10 protein-coding genes, 1 rRNA gene and 2 riboswitches are annotated in these 13,539 nt (G+C 48.4%); all 11 genes read right to left on the bottom strand.

Annotated features, from left to right (window positions below):
- A 16S ribosomal RNA gene (locus AC0LWN_RS32385) occupies positions 1–82 on the bottom strand; the annotation flags it as partial.
- Between the two features lie 379 nt (positions 83–461).
- Entirely contained in the window at positions 462–1,271 is an 810-nt protein-coding gene (locus AC0LWN_RS32390) for a transglutaminase-like domain-containing protein (protein ID WP_474672689.1), read from the bottom strand.
- Positions 1,272–1,284: 13 nt separating this feature from the next.
- A riboswitch (cyclic di-GMP riboswitch) is annotated at positions 1,285–1,365 on the bottom strand.
- Between the two features lie 85 nt (positions 1,366–1,450).
- Positions 1,451–2,110 (bottom strand): class D sortase, encoded by a 660-nt coding sequence (locus tag AC0LWN_RS32395; protein WP_474672691.1) that lies wholly within the window; start codon positions 2,108–2,110, stop codon positions 1,451–1,453.
- A 30-nt stretch (positions 2,111–2,140) separates the two neighbouring features.
- Positions 2,141–2,545, bottom strand: a complete 405-nt coding sequence (locus tag AC0LWN_RS32400; RefSeq protein ID WP_474672692.1) for a GtrA family protein — start codon at positions 2,543–2,545, stop codon at positions 2,141–2,143.
- The gene (locus AC0LWN_RS32405) at positions 2,535–3,521 is read right to left on the bottom strand and encodes a glycosyltransferase family 2 protein (protein WP_458967533.1); all 987 of its coding nucleotides are present in this window, start codon (positions 3,519–3,521) and stop codon (positions 2,535–2,537) included. The genes AC0LWN_RS32400 and AC0LWN_RS32405 overlap by 11 nt, the downstream gene beginning before the upstream one ends.
- A gap of 48 nt (positions 3,522–3,569) precedes the next feature.
- Entirely contained in the window at positions 3,570–7,394 is a 3,825-nt protein-coding gene (locus AC0LWN_RS32410) for a phospholipid carrier-dependent glycosyltransferase (protein ID WP_474672694.1), read from the bottom strand.
- The gene (locus tag AC0LWN_RS32415) at positions 7,391–9,379 is read right to left on the bottom strand and encodes a glycosyltransferase family 39 protein (protein WP_474672695.1); all 1,989 of its coding nucleotides are present in this window, start codon (positions 9,377–9,379) and stop codon (positions 7,391–7,393) included. Before AC0LWN_RS32415 ends, AC0LWN_RS32410 begins: the two co-directional genes overlap by 4 nt.
- Before the next feature lie 181 nt (positions 9,380–9,560).
- On the bottom strand, positions 9,561–10,961 hold the full coding sequence (locus AC0LWN_RS32420) for an NCS2 family permease (protein ID WP_474672697.1): 1,401 nt from the start codon (positions 10,959–10,961) through the stop codon (positions 9,561–9,563).
- A gap of 123 nt (positions 10,962–11,084) precedes the next feature.
- Positions 11,085–11,184, bottom strand: a riboswitch (purine riboswitch).
- A 107-nt stretch (positions 11,185–11,291) separates the two neighbouring features.
- A complete protein-coding gene (locus AC0LWN_RS32425) occupies positions 11,292–11,900 on the bottom strand; it encodes a DUF6707 family protein (protein WP_474672698.1) in 609 nt (202 codons plus the stop codon).
- A 308-nt stretch (positions 11,901–12,208) separates the two neighbouring features.
- Complete coding sequence (locus AC0LWN_RS32430) at positions 12,209–13,147, bottom strand: NADP-dependent oxidoreductase (RefSeq protein WP_474672700.1); 939 nt, start codon at positions 13,145–13,147, stop codon at positions 12,209–12,211.
- Positions 13,148–13,398: 251 nt separating this feature from the next.
- A partial coding sequence (locus AC0LWN_RS32435; protein WP_474672702.1) for a GMP synthase (glutamine-hydrolyzing) occupies positions 13,399–13,539 on the bottom strand: 141 nt, incomplete at its 5' end.

The raw sequence follows: 13,539 nt of genomic DNA on the forward strand, positions 1-13,539 counted from the left end.
CGAAGGATAAGCTCCGCTCGACTTGCATGTATTAGGCACGCCGCCAGCGTTCGTCCTGAGCCAGGATCAAACTCTCCAATAAGGTTATTGAAAAGAGCGATTCGCTCATTTTGAAACATCTGACGAGAATTTGCATTCTCAATTTTGGAAGTCACTTGCGTGATTTCCGATACTCACTCGTTGTTCAGTTTTCAAAGATCAAGCTCGTTGTTGGCGACGATATTCTCGTCAGCAGCAACTCTTATAATATATCACATTGATTTCAGAAACGCAACAGTTTTTTTCGAAACAACTTATTCAGCTATTTCTTATTAACTTTTGCCGCGCTCTAACAACGCTTAATCATAATACCTCATAACCCTATGAAAAAGCAACCCCTATAAACAAAGAAAAATAACCCACTTAATATTTAAGCGGGTTATCTATGAATTAGGCTAGATTATGAAAACAACTGCTTGTTCTTAGTAGAACTTAGCTGCAGTATATTTGCTTGCATCTTTAGTCAATCCTGCTGTCTGGCTGTTCTTCGCCAATCCTGCATCTACAGTCGTATCAATAATTACCCATTTACCATTAAGGAAGACTTCGTTCCAAGCATGATAGGTAGTAACGTAGCTTGAGTTCCCCATAACCAGCTTAGTAGGGATGCCTTCACTGCGAAGCATGGTAGCAAACAATGAAGCGTAATCGTAGCAGATTCCCTTTTTGGTGAGGAGTGTATTGTCATTGTTAGGGATGTAATCTGTTGAAACATTGGAGGCCAAGGTGTAGTCGTATTTTACGTTAGACACAATATAGTTGTATATCGCTTTTACCTTTGCTTCATCAGTTGTCAGACCTTGCGTTAGTTGCTTAGCCTTCAGAACTGTTGTATCGGAAGAACTCCATTTCACGTTCTGTACGGAGCCCAGATATACGGCATTTGCATTGCTCAGACTGAGATCTACGGTTTCGGAAGAAATCACTTTGTATTTGTTGCCGGTGGTGTTCTCAAGTACAGATACTTTATAAGAACCATTACCTTGCTGCAGCGGGAACGTTTCGGTTTGTCTGGAGGCATAAAGGTTGTAAGTGTAGCTGTTGTTGTCTTTGGTGATCATAAGCTTGACACGCTTGTCCTTAGGGACGGCATAGGATACCGAGATAACACCCTGATCCAATTGCGCTGTATTCAACCAGCCGGTGTCCGTGCTTGCGGCTTCAGCAGATCCTGCTTGAACGGAAGTAGCAACTACAAACAATGTTAGTAATGTAAAAAAGAATTTCTTCATGGATAAAACTCCTTTCGGTAGCTGGCTGCCATCCTTACGGGAAGGCCCTTTAGCTTTGCGTCCCTATCTTTCGATAGGTTTGCCGTTATCGTGTTTAGCTTTTATAGTTATATAGTACCATATCTATCTCTATATTCAAGACCCAAATCACTAGATTCTCACTATTTTTAGTTGAATTTTTATATAACTAGCTTAGCATGCACGATCAGCCGGTGGGTTGGATTGACCAATGGATCGCATGTAATCAGGGTGAGTATTTTGTCATCGTTATGCCCATTTAGCACGGAAATGTCTGTAGGCTCCACGATAGAGATATCATAAACGACGTATTTGAAATCCTGCTCGCTTGTTTTGACGGAAATGGTGTCACCGATCTCAACTTCATTCAATCTATTGAAGAGTCTCCCCGTTGTTCTTGATCTGTGGGCTGCAATTGCGGCATTGCCAACCTCGCCGATCGGAGCTGTCTCCTTCATATGGGCGGCGGCGTGCTTCATGTTGGCTTTGGTTGCCCCTTCAAGGATAGGCAGCTTCAGGTCGATTTTGTCAATTTGGATAATTCCGATGATCTTGCCGCCTACCTGGATGTCCGGAGCTGGCGATTCAGTTGCTTCAGCCTGTTCATTCGTGGATGATTCCTCTGACAGCAGCTTGGTGACTGCCGCATAGGGCTTGCTCAGGTCTGACCCTGACGGCGGAGCGGGCGTAACTTCACTATAGGCCTGTTCGGCTTCTTCCAGCAGCTTCTGCTGCTCCCAATCGTTGTACCACTCGTTCGCTTTTGGATACAGCATGATAAGAATCCCCGCAAGTATAAGCAGAAAAGAGAACTTACGCATGAACATCACCTCCGTTTAGTTATGATAACCTCAGAATACCCATTTGCGGCTTCCAAAAAAATTGATAATTACGGTCACGAAGGTGACCAGCACTTTGGCAATCAGCACCTGTACACCAAAACGGTCCGTCAGCAAGTGCATCAGCAGCACCGAGATCCCCAGCACAGCCAGGTTAAGCACAATAAACCTCACAAGCTGCATCCGGTCAAAGCTTTCCTTGCTTCCCCTGTCCTGGTCACGGAAGGTCACTTTTTTATTCCAAAAAAAGCTGTTGGCTGTACCTGCACTATACGAAATAATCTGCGCCGGCGTGTTCATCATTCCAAGGGAATGCAGCAGTGTAAATACCGCAAAATCAATCAGTGTGTTCAGCAGGCCTACTGCATTGAATTTTAAAAACTGGATGAATCCCGCGTTCAGCTTTTTATCTGACATAATCCTTTTCCTTCCGCTTGTCCAGGCTCTCTATGTCAGCCTCTGTATTGTAGCCCCTGGTCTCACGCACGATATACAGCGGTCTGTCCTTCGATTCATCATAAATCCGCCCGATGTATTCCCCAATCACACCAAGGAGCATCAGGACAATACCGTTAAACAGCAAATTCACGCCCACAATAGAGGCCCAGCCGGGGACGGTCCAAGAGGTGAACACCTTCTGGAACAAAACAAAAAACAAATAAAGAAAGCTGGAGAACGATAGAAAAAAGCCGACGTATGACGCAATTTTTAGTGGTTTATGCGAAAAGGAGGTGATGCCGTCCAGCGCAAACCGGATCATTTTCTTCAAAGGGTACTTGGTTTCACCTGCAAAACGCTCCTCACGCACATATTCCACCATCGTCTGCCGGAAGCCTACCCAGCTCACCAACCCTCTGACATAACGGTTCTTCTCCTTCAAGCCACGCATTACATCACACACTTTGCGGTCGATCAAGCGGAAATCCCCTGTATCCGTGGGAATATCCACACTGGTCATGCTGCTGAGCAGACGGTAGAACATCTTGGCGGTTGCTTTTTTGAAAAAAGTCTCTCCGTGGCGTTTGAGCCGCTTGGCGTAGACTACCTCGTAGCCCTCTTTCCACTTCGTGATCATCTGCAAAATGACCTCAGGCGGATCCTGCAGATCCGCATCAATCACCACAACCGCATCGCCTTCAGCATAATCCATCCCCGCCGTTATCGCTACCTGATGCCCGAAGTTACGCGAGAAGTCGATCAGCTTGACATGCTCGTCACGGCTGCTGACCTCATGCATAATCTCGACTGTCCGGTCCCGGCTCCCGTCATTGACGAAGACCAGTTCGTAGGAATCGCCGCATTCGTCCATTACCTTTTTGAGACGCTCGTACGTATGCTGAATGACTTCCTCCTCATTGAACATGGGGACAATTACACTGTATCTGGCTTTCACTGTCGTTCCTCCTAATTTTTTGTGAGCTTGTGCTAACTGAATCGCCGGCTAGAATACCCAAGAAGGGAACCAGCGCAGCATCACCTTCACGTAGTCTTCGCTAACCTGCATACCTGACAATACAGGGTAAAACATTACAAAGAGCAGCGCCGCAACAGCGACATATGCATACCGCCAGGTTTTTGCCTGGGGGTACTTACTGTCAAGCAGCTTCAAGATATAGACGATTGCCAGAATCATGAACGGCACCATTGCGAAATAATGGTAAAGGAATGTCTCGCGCGGTACCAGCATCCAAGGCACATACTGGGAGAGGAAGCCGATCCAGATCATGTACAGGCTCTTGTCTTTACGCTTCACTGTCAACCAAAGCGAGGCCAGCAAGGCGAAGATTCCTGTCCACCAAATCAGTGGATTCCCCATAGTAACGATGCTGCTCACCTGTCCTTGCGGCAGGCCTTCGCCACCGCTGAAGAACCAAACCGGACGTTTCATAAACGGCCATTCCCACCACGATGAAGCAAACGGATGTGTGGCGACAAGCTGGCTGTGATAATTGTACATGTTCTTTTGCGCTTCGATCAGCCCTTTGATAGTGTAGCCCTCCGCCGAGACAGACAGTACAGGGATAAAGGACAAGCTGTAGATCACTACCGGGATAATGACAAAGAACAGCACACAACTGAGCAGTGTGACAATGGTATTCTTCCAGAAGCGCTGTTTCGCATTGCGGCAGGCGTCCTTAAGCTCCTGGTCGCCTACTTTGCCTTCCGTAAGCACACGCCCCGCAGCTCTGTATTCCTTGTAGCGCTCAAACAGCGTAAACGCCAGCATAATCGCTAGTCCCGCGCCTCCGTAGATTACAATCCATTTGGAGGCAACCCCGATGCCGAAGAACAGACCGGACCAGAACAGCGGCACCAAGGTCTTGCGCAGCGGAACGCGGTAGAAATTCATCGTGTAGTAGCGCTGCATGAAATAGAACATCAGCATGATGAAGAATACGCCGTAGACATCAATTGTAGAAATACGCGTCTGGGTAAAATGCATGAAATCCAGTGCGAACAATCCGGCGGCAAGCGCGGCGTAGGTAGTCTTTTTGAACAGCCTCAGGGCCATAATGTAGATCAGCGGCAGCATGGCGATACCAAACAAAGTACCGATAATCCGCCAGCCGAACGGATTGACGCCGAACAGCTCCATCCCTACAGCGATCAGCAGCTTGCCGAGCGGAGGATGGGTATTCTCATACGGAACAATGCCATGTGTGTATTCATAGGCTGTCCGCGCATGGTAAATTTCATCAAAATAGGTGCTGTTCATGAAACCGGAGTTCTCCGGAATGAGCGACTGCTCGTCAAACAGGTTGGACGGTGCGCCTCTCTTGGCAACTGCCGAAGCATCCGGCGTGACGCTGGCTACCGGAAGCGGTGTTTTGCCTCCTCCCTGCTCGTAAAAGGCCATTTCATTCAAAGTAAAACCCGGAGAGGTAACGGTCAGCTTCACGTATCTGGCCGCGACGTTCAAAGGCTGGCTTTTCCAGATAAATACATTGCCGACATCCTCGTTGACGTCCAAAGGATTGCTCCAGGAATCAGGTGACTGGCTGAATTCCAATTTGAATTTACCGGTACCTACTCCTCCGAATATATTTACACGCTCCAGTTGTCTGCTCTGGCCGAGGTCCACATAGAAGCTCTCACCGCTGGCGGCAGGCTGCCATAAGGTTTCCGGGGCTTTGGTTGAACCGAGATGAAACAGAGCCAGCGCCGCATACACGGCGGTAATGCCGAGCATCCACATCCAGTCCTTACGCTTCAGCCTGAGCAAGCCCACCCTGCCGCTCTGCTGAACCGGACGGATTCCTTCGGCAAGTGCCATATCAGCCTCATGATTCTCTGCCGCTGACGGCGGCGGGAGCAGAAGCTTGATCTCCTTACGGACATACACCGCATACCCGACATACAGCATATATAACACCAAAGCGATGTTCGCAATCGCAGTCACAAGAACAATCCCGTCCGAAGGCGGATTATTGCCAGCATTCAGATGGGCTAAGGTATAACCCACGTTAAGATACTGCGTTAAAGTAAATCCAAGAAAGATTGTCAGGAACCGGCGGTCCCGGCTCTCGATATAAGTGAACAGGCCTAGAATTAACGCCGGATACATATACCGTTCATGCATTTTCGTGCCAAACACAAACACAACTGCGATCAGAACCATACCGATGAAGAAGGACTTGGACAGCTCCTTGCGGTCTTTTTTGAAGGAGTAATACGCTGCAAGGACAACCGCCGCCAGGATGAAAATAAAACCCCAGGTACGATAGGTGATCCCAAGCCACATCGAATCAATCGCGGACCACATCGGCGCAGTTAATGCATATAGATTAAAGGCATTCACCGTAGAATATGGATAGGAAGACAAGGTTCCCTTGTACAAATCTATAAGTCCGCCGAGTCCGCCGTTATTCCAAAAGAACGGAGCCGCCAGCACGGCAAAGATCCCCAGTCCATAAAGGGCGCCAAGCGCAAGCTGCTTCCACGCCCGGTGATGATAGAAAGCAAACAGCAGCACAGGGGTAAAAATCAGCGCCTGCGGTTTTACCAGTGTGGCTAAGGCAAAAAAGATGGCCGATCTCACAAAGGCTTTATTGGATGCGCCCATAATACTGAGTAGCAGGAATACCAAAAAGAAGGAGTCCGCTTGTCCCCAAGCGGCGGAATCCATCAGCACCGCCGGATTGAACAGGAACAGCAGCATTAAGCCGATAGCCATGCCGGAGCCAAGCTTCGTGCGGCCTGCGCGGTAAATCAGCCAGCCCAGCACCAAATCCGAAATGATCGCCGGCAGCTTAAAGAGCAGCGTCTCTCCGCCCGAGCCATGCGCAAAGCCGAACAACCCGCGAATCAGGCTGAGAAGATACAATATGTACAAATATCCCGGAGGATAATCAGCAAAATACCCCTCTTCATAAAACTTGCCGGGTCCCAGATCAACCAGCCGCTGTCCCCAGGCGATAAAGGTATTCATGTCGTTCTGATACCCTTGTGCCGTCAGACCAATCCAAATCCGCAGAATAAAAGCTATTCCGAATACGATATACAGCCATCTGGTATAGATGCCGTCCGGCTGGCCCAGCAGACGGTTGCTGCGGAAGGCTTTATTATAGAGGAAAGCGAAAAACACGCTGAATAATGCCGAGAGCAGCAGCAGCTTGGCAGGAGAAACCTTGTGCGGCGTCTCTGCAGCCTGACTGCCTGCATTCTGAGCCGCTGCTTGCGCTTCGAGCGAAATGACACTAACCCCGTCAGGAACAGCATCCACTTGCTCTACCGACAGATCATCAAAGTAGGCTTTACCTTGAATAAGACTGGAATAACCGCCCAAGGCGGCGCCGATTCCGAGCGTTTTTTGCTCCGGACCAGTCTGGCCGTAGAATTCAAGGTACTGCCAATCTCCGGCTGTATCCGTGGTCGCGGGATAACCGCTGGCGATGCCTACCGGGAAAATATTTGCGCCAAGACCCTGGCCCGCAGTGCTGACGATTTTGACATAACCGGAAATCTTGTAGTAGCTTTTCGGCGCAACCGTAATGTTCTGCACCCATTTCAGATGATTCGGCTCCAGATTCTCAATCACCGCCGCTTTGCTGCCGGAATGGACCTCTTCCGACTGTACCGAGAGCAGCCCGGAGCTGTCCCCGGAGATCCACATATCCTTGGTCCAGCCCGAAGGAGCACTATCATCCCCATCCTCAAAGCCCGGATTCTGCAATAGATTGCCTTCTGCATAAATGCTTGTTACAGGAAGCGTGAACAATAACAGCATTAATACAATGATTGCGGACGCACGTAAACTCTTGATCATCGTTCCAACCTCACCTCGTCAATGTTAATCCAGCCGTTCCCGCCGGTTATGTAAATCTCGGCCTGCTCACCCTGCTTAAGCGTTGCAGCCGGAAGTTTAATAGGATGATATTTGTCTCCCGCCGTCAGTTCAGCCTCCGTGCGCACAGCACCATTTACCCGGATGCCAATCCTTCCCCCGTCCCCTCCAGCGCTCACCATAACGGATAGTTTATAGACGCCAGTCTGGGCGGTAAAGTTCTGCACTATGCTTTTGTCCGAACCTATATCGAGATAAGCATGGCTTGCTCCAGAGTAAGGATTATTGGCAGCTATACCCGTTCCCGCTGAAAAGCTCCAGCTTGAGGCTCCCGCTTCAAAGCCTCCATTAGGAATCTCAGCCTGGACGCCCTCTTCATCTGGAGATGCTGCTTCTGTGTTATTGATAAGCACGCTGTAGTTGGCGAAGCGCTTAATCGTATAATCCCCGGCCACAGCAGGCAAAGGCTCATTATTCCCAAAGATATATGCCGAATGGCCCGGCACAATGTCCGGATCGCCAAATCTGTACCGGCCAAAGGAATCCACCATTTGAAATGCATCTCCGGGATTGGTGTAATGGACAGAATTCAGGAAGTCATGCGGATTGATTTTCTCATAAAACAGCACATAAATATAGGGCATATTCACTTTATTGGTGACATAGATTTCTCCGCTGCTTGCTTCTGAAGCATACTGCACGGCAGGCCCGAGAGAGTCATAAAAAGCCGGACCGATCTCCTTCGGAAACTCCCGGAAATACGCATTTGTAAAAAAGCCAAACATTACGGCGAAAGCAGCAACAGACAATATGCTGGCAAACTTCACCTTTCGGTACAGCCACATTGCACCTACAGCAACCAGCATAATCAGCGGATAGAAAATAATATTGATCCGGTTGATGTTCACATCTGTAATCAAGGACATCAGCACGGCGACCAGCAGCCACAGCAACAGAACTGTATGCAGTGGACGCTCACGGCCGTTTGTCCGCAGTGCATGGATCATGACAATAAGCCCGAGCAACGCAAAAGGCAGCGCAATCGGATAAGCATAACCATAAGGAGAAATGGAGTTCCACGGCAGACCGTCGCTTCCACTGCGCATAAGCTGGATGAAGCTGCTAAAGTTTCCGGCCGCAGTCTGCAGCAATTGTCCGCTGAATACAGAGGAAATCTGCTCCACCCGCGGCGTTGTCAGCTTGGGAATCGTAAAGAGCCCCGCTGTGATCTCTTCAAGCTTATAATGATTAATTACTATAAATAATAGTATAGGCAGAGCAAGGAGCACAAATAGAATGCCGTTCCATATAAGCGTCCGAATTTTCAGGGCTCTACTATACAATAGAAGAAATGCCGAGCAAATAGCAAATATTGGAACAAAAAAATAGGCTGTACCATAAGCATAAAGTGAAATTGCCATGATTACGGTGAAACCGTAAGACCATTTTGGAGTCTGGAATGATTTCAATAGAAAGTAAGCGGCAATTAAAATTAGGGTAGGGAACAAATTGGACTCCAGCGCCCATCTGGACATCATAATATGCCAAGGGTTGATGGCAATAAAGAACATGGCGAAAATACCGGCTGCTCTGGATGGAAACAGTCTTCTCATACATAAGTAGAAAAAAATCATGCCGAGAAGGCCCATCACCAGACTAAGCGCCCGCACGGATAGCGGTGTCAGCCCGAACAGCAGCAGGAAAGGCATGGATAGATAAGCGTACAGCGCATTCTGCCCGCTGCCCCAGGCGATAAGGTGAATCGGCAGATGAATGCCATTACGGTCTATCCCGTAATGCAGAATCGCATAGGCGTCATATCCGATGGATGCTTCATCCTGATTCAGCCCCTGGGGGATGGAGCCGATATAAACCGTTCGTATGATGGCCCCAAGCAAAAAGAGCAGCACTGGCCAGGGATTGTCTATGCAGGCCCGATAAGCCCGTTTCAATAAGCCGGACAACATGAATCACCTCTTCAACAATATAATCTAAATATTGGGTGAATAAAAGGCTATATCGTAGGTTGTCCTGAACTGCGCGTAAAAAGCACCCGCAAATGTGAAAACGGCCCCTTCATAATTGAAGGGACCGGAACAGTTATAGAATGAACTTGAAAAATACTAATAGGGTGGAGTGACAATACGCTTAGCCCTGGCTTCCAATCAGGATATAACGCAGCACGATCAGGATGGCAAGCACCCACATCATCCAGTGGATGCTGTATTTCTTTTTGCCCACCAGGTTGCCTACACAAGCCAGAATGACATACGTAACAATTCCGAAGGAAATTCCGTTCGCGATATTGTAAGTGAAAGGCATAATCACGAAGGTCAGGAAGGCTGGAATCGCCAGGACCATATCCTGAAAATCAATTTCGCGGATGGATTGAGCCATCAGCACACCGACAATAATCAGCGCCGCCGCAGTAGCAGGGCCAGGAATGAGCGCCACAACTGGAGCCAGGAACAATGCAAGCAGGAAGCAGACACCGGTTGTAACAGCAGTCAGACCTGTACGTCCGCCTTCAGCAACCCCGGCAGCACTCTCAACATAAGCAGTAGTGGTAGAAGTACCGAGCATTGCACCGCCGGCAACAGCTACCGCATCAACGAACATCGCTTTGCCGACGCGTTTTTTGCCTTCTTCGGCATTCTTCATAATTCCTGCACGCTCTGCAGTACCAACAAGTGTACCAAAGGTATCAAACAATTCTACGAAGGTGAATGTGGCAATCGCGGAAACGATACCGGTATGCATGATGCCTTCCCAGTCAAACTGCCAGAAGTTGAGCTGCGAGAAATCAGGAACCCAGTGATTGTCAGAGCTCGACAGGCTGCTGAAATCAACGACGCCCATAAGCATAGCAGCTACAGTCGTGCCCAGAATACCAAACAAGATTGCACCGCGCACATTCAACACCATCAGGATGGAAATCAGCAGCAGGCCGATGATAACCAGTTGTACGTTGCTGTTCTCCAGACTGCCCATATGGATAACCGTTTCAAAGGAAAGCACATCTGTAAATTTGTTAGCGGCGATATCTTTGCCGGCTTCAACGCCGATCGTCATCAGTCCGCTGTTTTTAAGACCAATAATCGTAATGAACAAGCCGATACCAACAGTAATGGCATGCTTGAGGCTGTCCGGAATAGCGGTAAGCAGAATCTGCCGGACTTGGGTGACCGTAAGCAGGATGAAGATAATCCCGGAAATAAATACGGCGGTCAGACCCATTTGCCAAGTAAACGGATGGTCAGTGGTCTGTGAGGACAAAACTACGGAAGCAAAATATGCATTAAGGCCCATACCAGGCGCAAGAGCTACAGGAAAATTGATGAACAGACCCATCGCAATAGTGAAAATCCCTGCTGCCAGCGCGGTAGCCAGGAATACAGGATACCAGCCCATCTCAATGCGGCCAAAGGCAGTAAGTGTGCCCGGATTAACCGACAGGATATACGCCATTGCCATAAACGTGGTCAGACCGGCCATAATTTCTGTGCGCACTGTCGTGCCGTTTTCTTTCAACTTGAAAAAGCGGTTCAAATTGTTCTCCCCCTAAGGTTATGTTGTCTGAAAGCAACAGAAAAGCCGGTATCTTGGAAGACACCGGCCCGAAAAAAAGAACAACTCTCCTTCCCTGCGGATGAAAATCCGAAGGTTAATAGAGGTCTTGCTCTTCTTAATCGTAGCCAGGTCATTACGGTGACCTCGTAGAGACTTCCGGGCCGATTCCCGGAATTATACGAATGTTTATGCTGCTTTAGCGCTTTTTTATTTTAGGTGCACGTGACATGACTTGTCAATGGTAAATACGAACATTATGCGTGATGTTTTTGTTAATGTTCGTAATTCGGACAATATCACGTCCCTGACTTAATTGTAGCTGTAATTAGGCAGCTTCAGCAGCTCAGCGATGTACTTCTTAATCTCTTCTTCTAGCTTGTCCTTGTCAATGAGAGGGTATCCCTCCATTTCCCGGCATTCCATCATGCCCTTCAGAGCTGAAAAGCGGTAAGCTGCTGCGATTGCAGCCGTTGACGCTTGCCCGATTTTATCCTGAGCGGTGAGGTCTTCAAAGGTCGTGCGGTTTTTGATGCGCAGCCGAAGCTCCTGCTTCGCTTCACGGTCCATCAGCTTGCCTGGTGTCAAATGATCTGCCTCAATCTGGGCAATGATCGCCTCAGCCTGCTCCGGCTCCCCTTCCTCCCGCAAAATCCTTGCTTGCAGCGCCCGTACAATATGTATAAACGTCCACACATTATAGTTATTGTTGAACACCAATCCGTCCGTCAAACTGCAAACCTGCTTCGCAGAGCCTGTGTCGCCGTTGATATACAGCAGCAATACCAGATCAGACAGAGCCTCCATGTCCGCTGCGCTTTGAAAAGATATTTTTTTGGCAAGCTTGCGGCTTAGGCTCCCTACTTTCTTGTTCGGGCTGTTTGTAGCAATTTGTGTGAATAATGTTGCCGGATTCTCCATACTGTTCAGCGCTCCTTCATGTCCGGGTGTCACTCTATTGTAATTTCTACAGCAGATCAACTTCAAATCCGCTGGAAAACAGGATCTGTTGCATTCTGTACAGCAGATTTTCAAAAATGCTCCTCTGTACCCGGGGAAACCAGATAATCAATTGTACGGCATGACTGTATATTGCACAAAGTGCAGTCACTTTTCCTGTAATAAGCTGCATTACACAGCTGGCGTTGCCCTCGCTGCACAAACAGAAGAGCATCCTGGTTAGGGATGCCCTTCTGCTTGTCCAATTTCCGTTCAATACCTAAGCTTCCTTAGGAGAACGTTACTGCTATTTTGCCTACAGCATGGTGGGACTCACTTAATGCATGGGCATCATACAGTCCTTTTTGCGAAAAAGGAAATGTAGCTCCGACTACTGACCTTACCTTCTTCTGCTCAAGCAGGCCGGCAATTTCCTGAAGCTGCTGTCCATTCGGCTCCAGCCATATATTTTTAGCGGTTACGTCGTATTCCTTGACCAGCTCTTCATCAAAATTGCTGACAATAGAGATGATTCGTCCGGTATGTTTTTTCAGCACTTTGAAGCTGTTCTTCTGAATGTCCCCGCCCATCGTATCGAACACAACGTCCACATCGGACAAAACATCTTCAAAGCGGGTCGTGCGGTAGTCAATAATCTGGTCAGCACCGAGTGAAGCCAGCAGCTCATGATTACGCTCACTGGCCGTTGTAATAACATACGCTCCGGCTTGTTTGGCAAACTGGATCGCGAACATGCCGACGCCGCCTGCACCTGCGTGAATTAATACCTTTTCTCCTCTAGCCAATCTTCCATGAGTAAAAAGCGCCTGCCAGGCAGTCAGCCCTGCGAGCGGAACGGATGCGGCTTCTTCCCATGAGATATTGGCAGGCTTGCGCGCCAGCAGGTGATCATCCACCAAAGTATATTCGGCATATGTCCCAAAGCGGGTAGTATCCGGACGGGCAAACACTTCGTCTCCCACTTTCCAATCCGTTACCCCGCTGCCGACCTCCGAAATTGTTCCGGCAACATCCCATCCCAGAATAATCGGAAACTCCCAATCCATGATTTGTTTCAAGTAGCCTTCACGAAGCTTCCAGTCGATTGGATTGATCGAGGTAGCTGCCGCTTTAACTACAACCTGATGAGCTTGTGGGGCTGGATTCGGCACTTCTCTTTCCTGTAACTCTTCCTTACCCCCATAACGATCAATGACGATGGCTTTCATTTCTTGTCCTCCCTACTAGTTATTAGCTGATCTTCAAAGGTATTATTCATCTCTTTACACAAAAAATGCATACGATAAAACAAATTAGTTGACGCATCAATTAATATATCAAGTATTATACGCTTAATTTGTAACTAATCAAGGATGATCGGACTTTATCTGCAACGAAGGAAGATCATAATTTCTTAGACAAAAAAACCTTCAAACCCACGATAGCTGTGGGATTGAAGGTTCTTTGTCTTATTTAAAAACTACTCCCACTCAATCGTAGCTGGTGGTTTCGAGGTTACGTCGTACACGATGCGGTTGACGTTTTCCACTTCGTTGACGATGCGGACGGAGATTTTCTCCAGCACATCCCAAGGGATACGTGCCCAGTCGGCGGTCATGCC

It is taken from the genome of Paenibacillus sp. sgz302115, assembly GCF_056120445.1.